This window comes from Streptomyces sp. WAC04114 (assembly GCF_019733245.1).
GTDB classification, from domain to species: Bacteria; Actinomycetota; Actinomycetes; order Streptomycetales; family Streptomycetaceae; genus Streptomyces; species Streptomyces massasporeus_A.
The window spans coordinates 14506-28972 of sequence record NZ_JAIGQA010000104.1; the positions used below are offsets into that span (position 1 = coordinate 14506).

The following is a 14467-nucleotide window of genomic DNA, read 5'->3' on the forward strand; positions in this document are numbered from 1 at the left end:
GAGGGTCTACGGCTCGACGACGACTTCCTGGGCCGCCGCGGTGTCCCCCGCCACCAGCGGGGCGTCCACCGCCACGTTCCGCTTCACCAGGGCGAGGGCGACCGGGCCCAGCTCGTGGTGGCGGGCGGACGTCGTGACGAAGCCGACCTTGCGGCCGTCGGGGCCGTCGTCCGCGAGCCGGAGCTCCGTCCCGGCCACGGGCAGATGGACCTCGCTGCCGTCCAGGTGCAGGAAGACCAGCCGGCGCGGCGGCTTGCCCAGGTTCTGCACCCGGGCGACCGTCTCCTGCCCCCGGTAGCAGCCCTTCTGCAGATGCACCGCCGAGCCGATCCAGCCCAGCTCGTGCGGGATGGTGCGGTGGTCGGTCTCGAAACCGAGCCGGGGCCGGTACTGCTCCACGCGCAGCGCCTCGTAGGCGAGGATCCCGGCGGGCGGCCCGGCCTGCTCGGCGTACGCCTCCAGGTCGGCGCGCGGCAGGAACAGGTCCCGGCCGTGCGGCGTCTCCCGGACGACGACGCCGTCGGGGACCGGGGCGATGGAGCCGGCCGGGAGGTGCACGACCGCGATGTCGGCCGTGCGGTCGGCGACCTCGACCCTGTAGAAGAACTTCATCGACTCCAGGTAGGCGATCAGCGCCTCCTGGGTGCCCGGCTCCACATGGGCCCAGACCGTCGTGCCGTCGTCGACGAGGTAGAGGGCGTGCTCGATGTGGCCGTTCGCGGAGAGGATCAGCGCCTCGGTCGCCTGGCCCGCCGGGAGATCGCTGACGTGCTGGGTGAGCAGCAGGTGCAGCCAGGTGAGCCGGTCCTCGCCGGTGACGGCGACGACCCCCCGGTGCGAGAGGTCCACGAATCCGGTGCCGTCGGCGAGGGCGCGCTGCTCACGGAACAGATCGCCGTAGTGGGCGGCGACACCTTCGTCCACGCCCTCGGCGGGGACGGCGCCGGGCAGGGTCAGCAGGGGGCTCTTCATATCCGTAAGCCTACGACTCGGTAGTTGAAGCCTTGAGGGTGCAGTCCTCGCACCGGCCGAAGATCGCGAAGTGCTTCATGTCGGTGTCGAACCCGAAGGTCTGCCGCAGCTTGGCGGTGAACTCGGCGGCCACCGACATGTCCGCCTCGATCACGTTCTGGCAGTCCCGGCAGACCAGGTGGATGTGGTGGTGCCGGTCCGCGAGGTGGTACGTCGGTGCCCCGTGCCCCAGATGCGCGTGGCTGACCAGACCGAGCTCCTCCAGGAGCTCCAGCGTCCGGTACACCGTCGAAATGTTGACCCCCGACGCCGTCTTCCTCACTTCCACGAGGATGTCGTCGGGGGTCGCGTGCTCAAGGGTGTCCACGGCTTCGAGCACGAGTTGCCGCTGCGGGGTCAGCCGGTAGCCGCGCTGCCGCAGATCGCTCTTCCAGTCGGTGCTCACCACACCCAAGAGTCTAGGACCACTCGGGTGCGACCGGTCGAGGAAGGCGTCGGCTCACTTGAAGAACGCGATGCCGTCGTCCGGCATGTCGTCGGGCAGGGCCTTGGCCCAGCGCTCGACCTCCTCCGGGGTGACGACCTTCTTCAGATGGGCCGACATGTAGGGGCGCAGCTCGACCTCGGGGGTCTGCTTCTCGCCGACCCACATCAGGTCGCTCTTGACGTAGCCGTACAGCCGCTTGCCGCCGGTGTAGGGCTGGGAGGAGGCCGTGCGGGCCACCGCGTCCGTCACGAGGTCGATCTGCGGCTTCTTGTCGGCCAGCTCGCCGTACCAGATCTCGATGACGCCGTCGTCGCGGGTCATCGTCACCTCGACCTTGCGGGCGCCGTCGATCCGCCAGTAGCCGTGCTCGGACTCCAGGGGGCGGACCTTGTTGCCGTCCTTGTCCAGGACCCAGCTGTGGGACTGGTACTCCAGGAAGTCCCGGCCGTCGTGGGTGAAGGTGACCTCCTGCCCGAAGTTGCACTTCTCGGAGCCGGGGAAGTCGTGCACGCCCGCGCCCGCCCAGTTGCCGAGCAGGAAGGCGAGCGGGACGAGGTCCTTGTGGAGGTCGGACGGGATCTCGATCATGGGAACTTCCTAGACGTGGGTCAGCGCTGGCCCTGGTACAGCTTCTTCACGGTCAGTCCGGCGAAGGCGAGGACGCCGACGGCGACCAGGACCAACAGGATTTCGAAGAAGATCTCCACTGGGTGCTCCTTGAGCGGGGGTGCGAATGGGTGCACAGGGCCGGAGGCCAGCTTACGCGGCCGGGTTCCGGGCCTCATGGTGAGGTGCGCCGGCGCTGACGTCAGCCGAGCAGCTGGCTCTGCAGCGTCACCGTCTGCTGGAAGGGGACGGCCCTCGCGCCGCCCTCGCGGGACTGCACGACCAGCGCGAGGGTGTCACCGGCGGCGAGGTAGGCGTGGCGGACCTGTTCGCCGCCGTACGGCCTGGCCTCGTCGTAGACCACGCGCTGGACGCCCTCCACCAGGGCCTCCTGGGGAAACGTCTCGTCGTTGGCGGACGTCGCGGCCCCGCGCAGCGGGAACTTCGGCGCGCTGTAGGGGGCGAGGTGAGGCCCGAGCAGCGCGTCCACGACCGCCGCGGTGTCGAACTGGAGCAGATAGATCCGCGTACGCGTACCGTCCGGCATGCTCCAGCCGCGAGCGGCGATGTGCCGCAGCCCGTGATCGGTGAGGTGCTGCCCGAGTTCCGCACGGTCGTCCTTCGCGGCGTACTCCGCCAGGAAGTCCTTCCGCGGCAGCCAGCCGTCCTTGCCCCGCAGCGCCCGGTCGTCCTCGGCACCGGCGGGAGCGGGCAGGGGAAGGGACCGCAGATCGGCGTGGTGCGTGCCGGCCGTGTTGGCCTCGGCAAAGGGGCCCGGGCTGCCGGACGGCAGCGGCGGCCTGGCGAGCACCGGGTACTCCCAGCGCCCGTCCGGCTGAGTCGAGAGCCCGGGCACGTCGGTCCGCTCCAGCCGGGTGACGCCGTACGCCGTGGCCGCGCCGACCGCCGCGAAGACGATAACGGCGGTCGTCCAGCGCAGGGCGGCCCGCAGAACCCCGCGGGCCTTGCGGTCGTCGTGCACGGGCGCCGGGGGTGCCTCCGGCAGCGCCTTCTCCGCGGGTCGCACGGAGATCTGCTGCTTCTCGGTCATATCGCCTTCCCCGGCTCGGTGATGCGGTCGAGCTGCTCGCGGAACAGCGTCGCGGTCGCTTTGGTGTCGAGTGGCTTCGCGGCGTCCGCGACGAGTGTGACCAGGACGTTCCCGACGTACGCGAAGCAGAGCATCGACTCCAGCTTTTCGTCGTCGTCCTTCGGCGGCAGGAAGCAGGAGGCGTTCTTGTGGCCCTTGATCTTCGGACCCGCGCGGAAGACGTCCAGGGCGTCGAAGAACGCGCCGCGCAGCCGCGAGGCCTCCCGGACGGCGTCCCGGTTCTCCATCCGGGAGAGCTCGACGCGCACGGCGACGGCCTCGTCGGTGAAGTCGTCGGAGTGCTTCGCGGTGCTGAGGTAGCTGCGCATGGCGATGCCCGTGATGCGCTGCTGGTCGACCACCTTCTCCAGCCGCTTGCGCTGCGTGCGCGGCAGGCCGCTCAGGGCCTCCTTGCGCAGGGACGTGGCCTGCTGCCCGCTCAGCTCGGTGTCCGAGCCGTACTCGCCGAGGTCCGGGCCCGGTGCCCAGCCGTCGGTCCCGTACGGCACGAGCATGCCGGCGAGCCCCTTGGGGGCGGCGGCCTTCTCCGCCTCCGACTCGCTCCTGGCGTCGGGGAACTCCCAGACCGGCGCGCCCGCGTCCCGGTCGGCGTCGTTCACGGCCACGACGGTGTACCCCGCGCCGCCGAGGACGGCGACCGCCAGCAGCGCGGACGCGGCGACGGCGGCGACCCGGGCACGGCGTGCGGGCTTCTCAGGGAGCTCGAGGGGGTCAGGGAGCTCGGGGACGGGCCGGGAGACGGTCTCCGCCCCCACTGGCTCCACCGGGTCCACCGGGTCCACCGGGTCCACCGGGTCCACCGAGTCCACCGGGTTGTCACTCACAGCCGCTCCATCTGCCGCTCGGCCAGGTCCATGATCTTCGCCTTGGGAATCGGCTTGGTGTCCGTGATCCACATCTCCACGGCGATGTCGCCGCGCCAGGCGTGTGCCTCGGCGGTGTACAGGGGCACGTATCCGGGCTTGGTGTCGGGCCGCGTGTGGACGTAGACCCGCCCGTTTCCGGTGCCGGGGATCGCCCAGCTGTCGGTGCCTTCCTCGTCCCCGACCCAGTACTGGGTGTTGTCCACGTTCTCGGCGGCGGCGAGCGTCTCCTCCTGCCGGAACTGCACCAGGCGGATCTCGACCTCGTAGGTGCGGCCGACCAGCCAGCCGGTGGTGGCCGCGCGCCGGAACTCGTCGCGGACGATCTCGCCGAACATCTCGCCCGGCTTGTCGTAGAACTCCGCGTAGTCCGCCAGGTCCAGCCAACCGTCCTCACCCATCAGGTACGCGGCGTCCCGGGCCCCACGCGGCTTCTCCAGCAGAAGCTTGCGCAGGTCGCCGTCGGTCTTCACCCGCCGGTCCCGCGCGGCCGACAGCGGCTCGGGGCCCTCGCCCCTGGCCTGCGCGAGCGCAGGTTGCGAGAGCGAGGGCAGCTTCGTGGGCGCGCGGTGCACCTGCACGAGGTAGCCGGCGCAACCGCCGACGACCAACCCCAGCACGGCGGCGGCACCGATCAGCACGGCCGTACGCCGCCGACGCCGACGCGGCCGGGGCCCGGGCCCGGGCCCGGGCTCGGCGGTCACTTCTTCGTCTGCTTCCAAGACGTCCCCCCACAGAACGTGAGTCGCGCATTCCGTATGCGCGCGCACAGGAGACCCTCGGTCGACGCCCGCGGTTGCACGGGCGTTGATTACGATTCGGCTATGGCGAAGAAGCTTGTGATCAAGGTGACGGCCGGGGCCGATGCTCCCGAGCGGTGCTCTCAGGCGTTCACGGTGGCGGCGGTGGCCGTGGCCAGTGGTGTCGACGTCTCCCTGTGGCTGACCGGCGAGTCCGCCTGGTTCGCGCTGCCCGGCCGCGCCGCGGAGTTCGAGCTGCCGCACGCCGCTCCCCTGCCCGACCTGCTGGATTCCCTCCTCGCGGGCGGCCGCGTCACCCTGTGCACGCAGTGCGCGGCGCGCCGCGAGATCACGGAGCAGGACGTCATCAAGGGCGTCCGCATCGCCGGGGCGCAGGTCTTCGTCCAGGAGGCGATGGCGGACGAGACGCAGGCGCTCGTCTACTGAGGCGCTCGCCGAGGACTTTCCGTGTAGAGGCAGAACGGGTGGCCTGCCGGATCCAGCAGCACCCGGACGTGGTCCTGCGGCTGGTGCCCCGCCGGCCGCGCCCCGGTGGCGACGGCCCGCGCGGTCTCCCGCTCCAGGTCGTCGACCTCGATGTCGAGGTGCATCATCATCCGCGGTCGGCCCGGCTCGCTCGGCCAGACCGGCGGCCGGTAGCCGGGCTCCGTCTGGAAGGACAGCCCCGTGCCGCCGTCCGGGGGCCGGATGTGCACCCAGTCAGGGCCGTCCTCGCCCCGCCACACGCCCCAGCCGGGCAGCAGACGCAGGTAGAAGCGCGCGAGCTCCCGGGCGTCCGGGGCGTCCAGCACGGCTGCTGTGAGTCTCATGGGGCGCGGATACCCCGGGCGGGCGGGAAGGACGCCGGTCAGCGCGGGCGAGCGGGGCAGGCACCACTCAACCCGGACTGGCGGGGCGTACGCCGCTCCGTGGGGGCAGGCGAGGCAGGCGGCGCTCAGTGGGGGCGCTTCTTGCCGTCCAGTTCGTCCCACCACTCGTCGGACTGGGGATCGCCGGACGGGTCGTCCCACCACCGGTCCTCCGGGCCGCGCCGGTTGGCGACCATGGCCGCCACGGGTGGGATGACCATGGCGACGACACACATCCCGACGGCGACGGGAACGGACCAAAGCCGCACGACGCCCCAGGCCAGCACGAAGAGGCCGATGCAGAGGCCCATCATCGCGAAGTACGTGTGACGCCGGCGTGCGTACATATCTCCAGCGTAGGTCCGGGCAGGCCGAAGGGCCGCACCCCAGGCGTCCAACCCGAGGGGTGCGGCCCTTCGAAATCCCGTCGCCGTCAGACGGCGATCGCGACCTCCGCCAGTCCGCCCTGCTGGGCGACGACCGTGCGGTCGGCGGTGGCGCCGGGCACGAGGGCACGGACGGTCCAGGTGCCCTCGGCCGCGTAGAAGCGGAACTGTCCGGTCGCCGAGGTCGGCACCTCGGCCGTGAACTCGCCGGTCGAGTCCAGCAGACGGACGTAACCCACCACGGGCTCGCCGTCCTTGGTCACCTGACCCTGGATGGTGGTCTCACCGGGCTTGATCGTCGAGGCGTCGGGGCCGCCGGCCTTCGCACCGCACATGTCTTACTCCTGAAGGGGTCTGGAAAGGTCGGTCGGGGGATTACTTGGCGGCGCCGAGCTCGATCGGCACGCCCACGAGGGAGCCGTACTCGGTCCAGGAGCCGTCGTAGTTCTTGACGTTCTCCACACCGAGGAGCTCGTGCAGCACGAACCAGGTCAGCGCGGAGCGCTCACCGATGCGGCAGTAGGCGATGGTGTCCTTGGCCAGGTCGACGCTCTCCTCCTCGTAGAGGGCCTTGAGCTCGTCGTCCGACTTGAAGGTGCCGTCGTCGTTGGCGTTCTTGGACCACGGGATGTTGCGGGCGCTCGGCACGTGGCCGGGGCGCTGGGACTGCTCCTGCGGCAGGTGGGCCGGGGCGAGCAGCTTGCCGGAGAACTCGTCGGGCGAGCGCACGTCGACGAGGTTCTGCGAACCGATCGCGGCCACGACGTCGTCGCGGAAGGCGCGGATGGACGTGTCCTGGGCCTTGGCCTTGTAGTCCGTCTTCGGGCGCTCCGGCACCTCGTCGCCGGCGACCAGCTCGCGGGCGTCGAGCTCCCACTTCTTGCGGCCGCCGTCGAGCAGCTTGACGTTGTCGTGGCCGTAGAGCTTGAAGTACCAGTAGGCGTAGGAGGCGAACCAGTTGTTGTTGCCGCCGTAGAGGACCACGGTGTGGTCGTTGCCGATGCCCTTGTCGGACAGGAGCTTCTCGAAGCCCTCCTGGTCGACGAAGTCACGGCGGACCGGGTCCTGGAGGTCCTGCGTCCAGTCGATCCGGATGGCGTTGCGGATGTGGTTCTTCTCGTAGGCGGACGTGTCCTCGTCCACCTCGACGATGGCGATGGTCGGGTCGTCCAGGTGCTCCTGGAGCCAGTCGGCGTCAACCAGGACGTCGTTGCGGCTCATGCTTCTTCTCCTCCGGGGCAGTTACGGCGGGGCGTGCGAGGTCTGCAGGGCGCACCCTTGAGGCAGGGCGGCGCACGGATGCCCGTGATGCGGGGCTGCGGGGATGCGCGCGCCGGCGCGACTGCCGACGCGATCGCTCAGAAGGTGCGACAGAGCATGGCGGCGACGCGGCACAGGTCTACTGCCCGCCGCTTCGTGAGATCCGCCTGTCGCTTCATAGCCTCGATCGTAGGGACGGACGGGCGGGCATGTCACCGGTGTGTCGCATGCTGAGACGAGACAATCCGCCATATGGGATCGAGAGGCCGTCAGGGCGCTCGCCGCACGGCGTCCGGCCGACCGTATCCCCGTCACATCTACGCTGCGGACATCGCCGTCTCGCCCACCGGACAGCGCAGGTCGAATCCGTCGAGCGACTGCCTACCCGGCCAGACGGACGTCGGAACCCTTCACCGTGATCTCGACGCCGTCCGGCGCGGCCTGGACGGTGTCCAGCTCGATGCCGCCGGGCAGGCCGTCGATCTTCTGCTGGAAGTCGGTGATCGCCCGGACGCGGTTCTCGGCGATGTCGACGCCGCCGAACTTGGGCAGGCCGTCGGCGTTCACCCGGACGGTGCCGTTGTCCACCTTCACCGAGCTGAGCACGGAGACCGGCTCCGGGAGCTTGGTGCCGAGGACCGTGGCCTCGACGGTGACCTTGATCTTGCCGTTGCCGCCGTCGGACAGGCCGATGACGCTGGCGGTGACACCCGGGGCGACCTGGGTGGGCTCGGACTTCGCCGTCTTCAGCAGCTCGTCGTAGGCGATGGTCGCGGTGCCGGTCGCGGTGGAGGCGGTGGCGGAGCTGTAGTCGCCGGAGAACTCGACGCCCTTCATGTCCGCCCGGAGGTCGTCGATGCGGATCTTCTGGCCGTCGTTGCCCGCGGCGGCCTCGTAGTCCTTGATGCCGACCTCGATGTCGTCCAGGGAACCGCCGGCGACCTGGGTGAGGAACGGGAAGCCCTTGATCGACACATCGGGCGTCGCCGACAGGTTCTCCGTCGTCTTCAGCCGGTCGGCGGCCTCGTCCTCGGCGAAGTTCACCGCGACGCGGTCGGCGATCACGAAGAGCCCGCCCAGGATCACGACGAAGATCAGCAGTATTCGCAGTGCGCGCATGCGGTGTGTCCCCCACCCAGTCGGTTGGACGCGGTGCCTGACGACCGGGTGGCCGTCCCTTGCGTGAGAGTAACCCCGCAGGGAAGGGGGACCGGAGGATTGTTGATCACCTGTGACAGGGCGGGCCCCGGCGTCCCGCCCCGGCCCGATCTACGTCAGCGCCCTTCCCAGGACGTACACCGCCGGGGCCGTGGCGGCCAGCGGCAGGGCCACGCCCGCCGTGAAGTGGACGAAGCGGGACGGGTAGTCGTAGCTCGCGACCCGGTGGCCGATCAGGGCGCAGACGGCGGCGCCCGCGCCGAGGAGGGCGCCCGACGTGCCGAGGTCCGTGACCGCCCCCGTCGCGAGGCCCGCACCCGCGGCGGCGAGCAGGGACACCACCACCGAGGCGGGGGTCGGCAGCGGCAGCGCGCGGGCCAGGACGGCGACCGCGACGGCCACCGCGCCGACCGTGACCGCGTCCGCGGCGGCCGCGAGGTACCCGCCGGCCACGATCGCCAGCGCCGACGCCGCGACCGTCGCCATCAGGCCGTACATCCGCTCGTCGGGATCGGCGTGCGACCGCAGCTGCAGGACCAGCGCGAGCAGCACCCACACCCCGATCGTGCCGAGGATCGCCGCCGGCGAGCGGCCCGAGACCAGCAGCGCCGCGTCGGCGGCCAGCGCGCCCGCGAAGCCCAGCGCGATGCCCTGCCGGGCCGGCCACATCCCGTTCAGCCGGAACCAGCCCGCCGCGGTCACGGCCTGGAGGATCACCAGCGGCACGAGCAGCGCGTACGTCCCGACCGCCGCGGCACCGGCCAGCAGCAGCCCGAGCAGCGCCGTCAGCGCGGCCGGCTGCATGCCGGGCTCGATGATCGGGGAGCGCCCCTCCGCGCGGGCCCGCTGCGCGTCGGTGACGCGCGCGTTCCCGCCGACGGTGGCAGGGCCGTAGCCGGTGGCGGAGGCGTCGGCGTCAGTCGAGGCCGGGGCCGCGGGTTCCTGCGGTGTCCGGGGGCTCTGGGGCGACTGGGGCGGCCGGGGCGCCTGCGGGGTCAGGATCGCCGTCTCCGGGTCCGGCGCCTGCGCGGACACCGCCCGGTGGTTCTGCGTCTCCCAGGTCTGCCCCTGCCACTGCTGCGTGTACTGCTGAGCGGCGTGCGGGTCCTCGTACCCCTGGTGCCCCTGCCCGGGCCACGCCTGCGGCTGCTGCCCATAGCGGTCGTAGGGGTCGTACGGCTGATTCGGGTGGTTCGGCTGGTTCGGCTGGTTCGGCTGGTTGGTCATCGCTCATCCTCCTGCGAACGGCGGGAGCACCTCGACCGTGCCGCCGTCGGCCAGCCGTACCGTCTCATGTCCGCGGGTGCCCACGGGATCGCCGTCCACCAGGAACGAGCACCGGCGCAGAACGCGCTCGAGCTCGCCGGGGTGCCGCTCGCGCACTGAGTCGAGCGCCTCGGCGAGGGTGGCCGCCTCGTACGGCTCCTCGGCCACCCCGGCCGCGGCCTTGGCGGCGGCCCAGTAGCGCACCGTGACCATTGGCATCTGCTTCCTCGATGAATTCGGCGATGAACCCCGTCAGGCTAGCCCGCCCGGCCCGCGACCCACTCCCCGATCCGGGCCAGCAGCTCGTCGCCGGCCGCGTGCTCGGCGTGCCCCATCCCGGGCTCCAGCCACATTTCACCCTGGTCACCGGCGGCAGCGGCCAGCATCCGCGGGTGGTCGACGGGGAAGTAGCCGTCGGCCTCGCCGTGCACGATCAGCAGCGGGGTGGGAGCGATCCTCGGCACCGCCTCCACCGGAGAAAGCGGGACCGGGTCCCAGTCCCGGTGGTGGATGCGCGTCCCGAAGCCGTACCGGCCGACGACCCGCCCCTCCGGCCGCGTCACCATCCAGTGCAGCCGCCGCATCGGGGCGGTCCCCCGGTAGTACCAGCGGGCCGGGGCGCTGACCGACACCACCGCGTCGGTCTCGCGGGGGTGCAGCGCCGCGTGCCGCAGCACCACCGAGCCGCCCATCGAGAACCCGACCGTCCCCACGCGCGCGTGCCCGAGCTCCCGCGCCCACCGCACCGCCGCCGCCAGGTCGAGCACCTCCCGGTCCCCGACCGTGGACCGCCCGCCGGACGCACCGTGGCCCCGGAAGGAGAACGTGACGACCGCCCCGTAACCGGCGAAGGCCCGCGCCACCCTTCGTACATGCGGCCGGTCCACGGCCCCCGTGAAGCCGTGGGCGACGACGAACACGGGATGACGGGAAGGCGTCCGGGACGCGTCGTGCACCGCGGTGCCCGGGTTGTAGACGGCGTCGATCGTCACCCCGTCGGCCGTACGCAGAAACGTCCTCGACGGCCTCCGTACACGCGTTCCCCCGGGCGTCTCGGAGTGTGGACGATCGGTGGAACGCGCCACATGACCTGCCGGACGAGTGCTCATGTGGGCTATTCTGCTGGGCAGAGGACTCGGGCAGCGAAGCCCCCGGGTCCTTTTGTGCTTTCGGAAGCGTTGTATACGAAGCGGGAAACCGCAGGTGTACGGGGCCTTCGGGATCGCAGACAGAGCGGTGCTGTACCAACAAGCGTCCTCGCAGGGACCGAGGAGGAACCAGACGTATGAGTTCTCTGCTGCTCCTGACCAACGCCCTCCAGCCGTCGACGGAGGTGCTCCCCGCCCTCGGCCTGCTCCTGCACAGCGTGCGTGTGGCGCCCGCGGAGGGCCCCGCCCTCGTCGACACCCCCGGTGCCGACGTCATCCTCATCGACGGCCGGCGTGATCTGCCGCAGGTCCGCAGCCTCTGTCAGCTGCTGCGCTCCACCGGGCCGGGCTGTCCGCTCGTACTCGTCGTCACCGAGGGCGGCCTCGCCGCCGTCACCGCCGACTGGGGCATCGACGACGTCCTGCTCGACACCGCCGGTCCGGCCGAGGTCGAGGCGCGGCTGCGGCTGGCCATGGGCCGGCAGCAGATCGTCAGCGACGACTCCCCCATGGAGATCCGCAACGGCGACCTGTCGGTCGACGAGGCGACGTACTCGGCCAAGCTCAAGGGCCGCGTCCTCGACCTCACCTTCAAGGAGTTCGAGCTCCTGAAGTACCTCGCCCAGCACCCCGGCCGCGTCTTCACCCGCGCCCAGCTGCTCCAGGAGGTCTGGGGCTACGACTACTTCGGCGGTACGCGCACGGTCGACGTGCACGTACGGCGGCTGCGCGCCAAGCTCGGCCCCGAGCACGAGTCGCTGATCGGCACCGTCCGGAACGTCGGTTATCGATTCGTTACGCCGGAGAAGCCGGAGAAGATGGAGCGCGCCGCCGAGGAGGCGAAGGCCAAGGCGGCCAAGGCAAAGCCGGACACCGCGGACAACTCGGCCGCCCTGGACGTGGCCGAGGCCCGCGCGAAGGCATAAAGAGGCGTATTGCGCCGCCGACCTGGGCATCGCTTCCCGCACGGGGTACCCCGGACGGCGGTCGGCATATCGTACGGAACCTCCTTTACGCCCTGCCCACAGCCGGTATATCCGCGTAGACTCCGCGCGTGGCCAAGGTGACTCGGGATGATGTGGCGCGGCTGGCAGGGACTTCCACTGCCGTGGTCAGCTATGTCATCAACAACGGACCCCGGCCGGTCGCCCCGGCCACGCGCGAGCGTGTCCTCGCCGCGATCAAGGAACTGGGGTACCGGCCCGACCGGGTGGCCCAGGCCATGGCGTCCCGGCGCACGGACCTCATAGGCCTGATCATCCCGGACGCCCGCCAGCCCTTCTTCGGGGAGATGGCGCACGCGGTCGAGCAGGCCGCCTCCGAGCGCGGAAAGATGGTCCTCGTCGGCAACACCGACTACGTCGGCGAACGCGAGGTCCACTACCTGCGCGCCTTCCTGGGGATGCGGGTCTCCGGACTCATCCTCGTCAGCCACGCGCTCAACGACCTGGCCGCCGCCGAGATCGAGGCCTGGGACGCCCGCGTCGTGCTGCTGCACGAACGGCCCGAGGCCATCGACGACGTCGCCGTCACCACGGACGACCTGGGCGGCGCCGAGCTCGCCGTCCGGCACCTGCTGGAGCACGGCCACGAGTACGTCGCCTGTATGGGCGGCATAGCCGAGACCCCCGCGGTCGGCGACCCGGTCTCCGACCACGTCGAGGGCTGGCGCCGCGCGATGGACGAGGCCGGCATCTCCACGGAGGGCCGCCTCTTCGAGGCCCTCTACAACCGCTACGACGCCTACCAGGCCGCCCTGAAGATCCTCTCCGGCCCCGAGCGCCCGCCGGCGATCTTCTGCTCCACCGACGACCAGGCGATCGGCCTGCTGCGCGCCGCGCGCGAACTGCGCATCGACGTCCCCGGCGAGCTGGCGGTGGCCGGGTTCGACGACATCAAGGAGGCGGCGCTCACCGACCCGCCCCTCACGACGATCGCCTCCGACCGCCCGGCCATGGCCCGCGCGGCGGTGGACCTCGTCCTCGACGACGGGCTGCGGGTCGCGGGGGCCCGCCGGGAGCGGCTGAAGGTGTTCCCGTCGCGCCTGGTGACCCGGCAGTCCTGCGGCTGCGCGTAGCCTCCGAGGGTCGAGGCGGCAGGCCTCTTTATATCGGGCATACGAGGTTCTGTCGGGCTTCTCAGGGAGCACTCAGGAAGCTCTCATGGTCGGGCGACAAGCTCTGTTCCATGACCGAGAGCTTCCACCGCAGTGGCGAGTACCAGAACCCCTACGAGGGTCAGCAGCAGGCCCCGGTGAACCCCGAGTGGCCGCCCCCGCCGGCGTACGCCCCGGCGCATGCTCCGCATCCGAAGAAGCGCGGCCGTGGCCCCTTCGCCCTGATCGCCGCCGTGGCGATCGTGGCGGCGGCGATAGGCGGCGGCACCGCCTACGGCATCCAGGAACTGACCGGCAACGACACCGTCGCCTCCAGCTCCACCAGCACCACCGTGGTCCCCTCCAGCCAGAAGGGCACGATCGCCGGGGTCGCCAAGGCGGTCAGCCCGAGCATCGTCGAGATCAGCGCCGACTCCAACGCGGGCTCCTCCACCGGCTCGGGCGTGATCATCACCAGCGGCGGCGAGATCGTCACCAACAACCACGTCATCGCCGGCGCCTCCCGCATCAAGGCGACGACCAGCGACGGCAAGTCCTACACCGCGAAGGTCGTCGGCACCGACAGCAAGAAGGACCTGGCGCTGATCAAGCTGGAGAACGCCTCCGGCCTGAAGGCCGCCACGCTCGGCGACTCCGCCGGGATCCAGGTCGGCGACCAGGTCGTGGCGATCGGCTCCCCCGAGGGCCTGTCCGGCACCGTCACCAGCGGCATCGTCTCGGCCCTCGACCGCGACGTCACCGTCCCGACCGAAGAGGACCAGGGCCAGGGCCAGCAGGGGGGCCAGGGCGACCAGTGGCCGTTCGAGTTCGGCGGGCGCCAGTTCAACGGCGACACCGGCTCCGACACGACGACGTACAAGGCGCTGCAGACCGACGCGTCCCTCAACCCGGGCAACTCCGGCGGCGCGCTGATCGACATGAACGGCAACATCATCGGGATCAACTCCGCGATGTACTCGCCGGCCGGCCAGGCCTCCTCGTCCTCCGACGCGGGCAGCGTCGGCCTGGGCTTCGCCATCCCGATCAACACCGTCAAGGCCGACCTCGCGAAGCTGCGGGCGGGATCGACCGACTGAGCCAGGGCAGCCGACAGCGAGGAGTAGTACGGCGACGATCGAGCAGGTGACGCACACGGAACCGGGCGCGGACCCGGCGGCGATCGGCCTGGCCCTGGCGGTGGCGTCCGCCCTGCACGCGCCGATCGGCCGGGCGCCGGAGATGGCGCCGACGGCGCCGACACGTCGGACGAGCCGGCCCGCGAGGACGCGACGCCGGACGGCACGAGGCTGACACGCCTCTGCCGCGGCCCACCAGCGGACAGGCGCTCCTTCCTCCCGGACCGCCCCCACCCGGCAGGCGCTGTGCCGGGCTCCGGCCGCCGGCGGGCGGCGCTCGCAGCACCCGTCCACCACGGGCCGGCACCCCCACATCCCCACCTGTCGGCGTGGGACGCTGAGAGCGTCAGAGCAGCAGCACCCCACCCCC

The 14467-nt window shown here is 71.4% G+C and carries 20 protein-coding genes; 5 read left to right on the forward strand and 15 right to left on the reverse strand.

What is annotated here, in order from left to right; genetic code table 11:
• Nucleotides 1–6: 6 nt before the first annotated feature.
• The 6 genes from K4G64_RS24335 to K4G64_RS24360 form a co-directional block, all read right to left on the reverse strand.
• Complete coding sequence (locus tag K4G64_RS24335; protein WP_221758138.1) at nucleotides 7–972, reverse strand: folate-binding protein YgfZ; 966 nt, start codon at nucleotides 970–972, stop codon at nucleotides 7–9.
• A 10-nt stretch (nucleotides 973–982) separates the two neighbouring features.
• Complete coding sequence (locus K4G64_RS24340) at nucleotides 983–1420, reverse strand: Fur family transcriptional regulator (RefSeq protein WP_221758139.1); 438 nt, start codon at nucleotides 1418–1420, stop codon at nucleotides 983–985.
• A 51-nt stretch (nucleotides 1421–1471) separates the two neighbouring features.
• The gene (locus K4G64_RS24345; protein ID WP_221758140.1) at nucleotides 1472–2047 is read right to left on the reverse strand and encodes an FABP family protein; all 576 of its coding nucleotides are present in this window, start codon (nucleotides 2045–2047) and stop codon (nucleotides 1472–1474) included.
• A gap of 220 nt (nucleotides 2048–2267) precedes the next feature.
• Entirely contained in the window at nucleotides 2268–3116 is an 849-nt protein-coding gene (locus K4G64_RS24350) for a hypothetical protein (RefSeq protein WP_221758141.1), read from the reverse strand.
• Entirely contained in the window at nucleotides 3113–4000 is an 888-nt protein-coding gene (locus K4G64_RS24355) for a hypothetical protein (protein WP_308122474.1), read from the reverse strand. The genes K4G64_RS24350 and K4G64_RS24355 overlap by 4 nt, the downstream gene beginning before the upstream one ends.
• Nucleotides 3997–4680 (reverse strand): hypothetical protein, encoded by a 684-nt coding sequence (locus K4G64_RS24360; RefSeq protein ID WP_308122475.1) that lies wholly within the window; start codon nucleotides 4678–4680, stop codon nucleotides 3997–3999. The genes K4G64_RS24355 and K4G64_RS24360 overlap by 4 nt, the downstream gene beginning before the upstream one ends.
• Nucleotides 4681–4863: 183 nt before the next feature.
• On the opposite strand from K4G64_RS24360, the gene K4G64_RS24365 reads away from it, so the two are divergent.
• On the forward strand, nucleotides 4864–5226 hold the full coding sequence (locus K4G64_RS24365; RefSeq protein WP_190900367.1) for a DsrE family protein: 363 nt from the start codon (nucleotides 4864–4866) through the stop codon (nucleotides 5224–5226).
• On the opposite strand, the gene K4G64_RS24370 is transcribed toward K4G64_RS24365, so the two are convergent.
• The 9 genes from K4G64_RS24370 to K4G64_RS24405 all read right to left on the reverse strand — a co-directional run bounded on the left by K4G64_RS24370 (nucleotide 5220) and on the right by K4G64_RS24405 (nucleotide 10827).
• Nucleotides 5220–5609, reverse strand: coding sequence for a VOC family protein (locus K4G64_RS24370; protein WP_221758143.1), 390 nt, complete (start codon nucleotides 5607–5609; stop codon nucleotides 5220–5222). The genes K4G64_RS24365 and K4G64_RS24370 overlap by 7 nt on opposite strands.
• A 125-nt stretch (nucleotides 5610–5734) precedes the next feature.
• A complete protein-coding gene (locus tag K4G64_RS24375; protein WP_104787603.1) occupies nucleotides 5735–5995 on the reverse strand; it encodes a DUF3099 domain-containing protein in 261 nt (86 codons plus the stop codon).
• Between the two features lie 86 nt (nucleotides 5996–6081).
• Nucleotides 6082–6369 carry a DUF1416 domain-containing protein gene (locus K4G64_RS24380; RefSeq protein WP_003991226.1) on the reverse strand — a complete coding sequence of 96 codons (288 nt, stop codon included), beginning with the start codon at nucleotides 6367–6369 and terminating at the stop codon, nucleotides 6082–6084.
• A gap of 40 nt (nucleotides 6370–6409) precedes the next feature.
• The gene (locus K4G64_RS24385) at nucleotides 6410–7255 is read right to left on the reverse strand and encodes a sulfurtransferase (protein WP_221758144.1); all 846 of its coding nucleotides are present in this window, start codon (nucleotides 7253–7255) and stop codon (nucleotides 6410–6412) included.
• A gap of 137 nt (nucleotides 7256–7392) precedes the next feature.
• Complete coding sequence (locus K4G64_RS41495; RefSeq protein ID WP_350310325.1) at nucleotides 7393–7473, reverse strand: putative leader peptide; 81 nt, start codon at nucleotides 7471–7473, stop codon at nucleotides 7393–7395.
• Between the two features lie 202 nt (nucleotides 7474–7675).
• Entirely contained in the window at nucleotides 7676–8413 is a 738-nt protein-coding gene (locus K4G64_RS24390) for a DUF2993 domain-containing protein (protein WP_221758145.1), read from the reverse strand.
• A gap of 150 nt (nucleotides 8414–8563) precedes the next feature.
• Nucleotides 8564–9679 (reverse strand): hypothetical protein, encoded by a 1116-nt coding sequence (locus K4G64_RS24395; protein ID WP_221758146.1) that lies wholly within the window; start codon nucleotides 9677–9679, stop codon nucleotides 8564–8566.
• 3 nt (nucleotides 9680–9682) lie between these two features.
• On the reverse strand, nucleotides 9683–9937 hold the full coding sequence (locus K4G64_RS24400) for a MoaD/ThiS family protein (RefSeq protein ID WP_221758147.1): 255 nt from the start codon (nucleotides 9935–9937) through the stop codon (nucleotides 9683–9685).
• A gap of 38 nt (nucleotides 9938–9975) precedes the next feature.
• On the reverse strand, nucleotides 9976–10827 hold the full coding sequence (locus K4G64_RS24405) for an alpha/beta hydrolase (RefSeq protein ID WP_221758148.1): 852 nt from the start codon (nucleotides 10825–10827) through the stop codon (nucleotides 9976–9978).
• 176 nt (nucleotides 10828–11003) lie between these two features.
• On the opposite strand from K4G64_RS24405, the gene K4G64_RS24410 reads away from it, so the two are divergent.
• The 4 genes from K4G64_RS24410 to K4G64_RS24425 all read left to right on the forward strand — a co-directional run bounded on the left by K4G64_RS24410 (nucleotide 11004) and on the right by K4G64_RS24425 (nucleotide 14272).
• Nucleotides 11004–11792: a response regulator transcription factor gene (locus K4G64_RS24410; protein WP_221758149.1), complete on the forward strand. Its 789-nt coding sequence runs from the start codon at nucleotides 11004–11006 to the stop codon at nucleotides 11790–11792.
• A gap of 128 nt (nucleotides 11793–11920) precedes the next feature.
• Entirely contained in the window at nucleotides 11921–12943 is a 1023-nt protein-coding gene (locus K4G64_RS24415; protein WP_221758150.1) for a LacI family DNA-binding transcriptional regulator, read from the forward strand.
• A gap of 110 nt (nucleotides 12944–13053) precedes the next feature.
• Nucleotides 13054–14058, forward strand: a complete 1005-nt coding sequence (locus tag K4G64_RS24420; RefSeq protein WP_221758151.1) for a S1C family serine protease — start codon at nucleotides 13054–13056, stop codon at nucleotides 14056–14058.
• A 46-nt stretch (nucleotides 14059–14104) separates the two neighbouring features.
• Nucleotides 14105–14272 (forward strand): hypothetical protein, encoded by a 168-nt coding sequence (locus K4G64_RS24425; protein ID WP_221758152.1) that lies wholly within the window; start codon nucleotides 14105–14107, stop codon nucleotides 14270–14272.
• The last annotated feature ends 195 nt before the right edge of the window (nucleotides 14273–14467 follow it).

Excerpts from the sequence above, each read along its gene's own strand:
- K4G64_RS24345 (WP_221758140.1), bottom strand. The coding sequence starts at position 2,047 with ATGATCGAGATCCCGTCCGACCTCCACAAGGACCTCGTCCCGCTCGCC.
- K4G64_RS24350 (WP_221758141.1), bottom strand. The coding sequence starts at position 3,116 with ATGACCGAGAAGCAGCAGATCTCCGTGCGACCCGCGGAGAAGGCGCTG.
- K4G64_RS24395 (WP_221758146.1), bottom strand. The coding sequence starts at position 9,679 with ATGACCAACCAGCCGAACCAGCCGAACCAGCCGAACCACCCGAATCAG.
- K4G64_RS24365 (WP_190900367.1), top strand. The coding sequence starts at position 4,864 with ATGGCGAAGAAGCTTGTGATCAAGGTGACGGCCGGGGCCGATGCTCCC.
- K4G64_RS24380 (WP_003991226.1), bottom strand. The coding sequence starts at position 6,369 with ATGTGCGGTGCGAAGGCCGGCGGCCCCGACGCCTCGACGATCAAGCCC.
- K4G64_RS24400 (WP_221758147.1), bottom strand. The coding sequence starts at position 9,937 with ATGCCAATGGTCACGGTGCGCTACTGGGCCGCCGCCAAGGCCGCGGCC.
- K4G64_RS24385 (WP_221758144.1), bottom strand. The coding sequence starts at position 7,255 with ATGAGCCGCAACGACGTCCTGGTTGACGCCGACTGGCTCCAGGAGCAC.
- K4G64_RS24405 (WP_221758148.1), bottom strand. The coding sequence starts at position 10,827 with ATGAGCACTCGTCCGGCAGGTCATGTGGCGCGTTCCACCGATCGTCCA.
- K4G64_RS24335 (WP_221758138.1), bottom strand. The coding sequence starts at position 972 with ATGAAGAGCCCCCTGCTGACCCTGCCCGGCGCCGTCCCCGCCGAGGGC.
- K4G64_RS24370 (WP_221758143.1), bottom strand. The coding sequence starts at position 5,609 with ATGAGACTCACAGCAGCCGTGCTGGACGCCCCGGACGCCCGGGAGCTC.
- K4G64_RS24420 (WP_221758151.1), top strand. The coding sequence starts at position 13,054 with ATGACCGAGAGCTTCCACCGCAGTGGCGAGTACCAGAACCCCTACGAG.
- K4G64_RS24375 (WP_104787603.1), bottom strand. The coding sequence starts at position 5,995 with ATGTACGCACGCCGGCGTCACACGTACTTCGCGATGATGGGCCTCTGC.
- K4G64_RS41495 (WP_350310325.1), bottom strand. The coding sequence starts at position 7,473 with ATGAAGCGACAGGCGGATCTCACGAAGCGGCGGGCAGTAGACCTGTGC.
- K4G64_RS24410 (WP_221758149.1), top strand. The coding sequence starts at position 11,004 with ATGAGTTCTCTGCTGCTCCTGACCAACGCCCTCCAGCCGTCGACGGAG.
- K4G64_RS24390 (WP_221758145.1), bottom strand. The coding sequence starts at position 8,413 with ATGCGCGCACTGCGAATACTGCTGATCTTCGTCGTGATCCTGGGCGGG.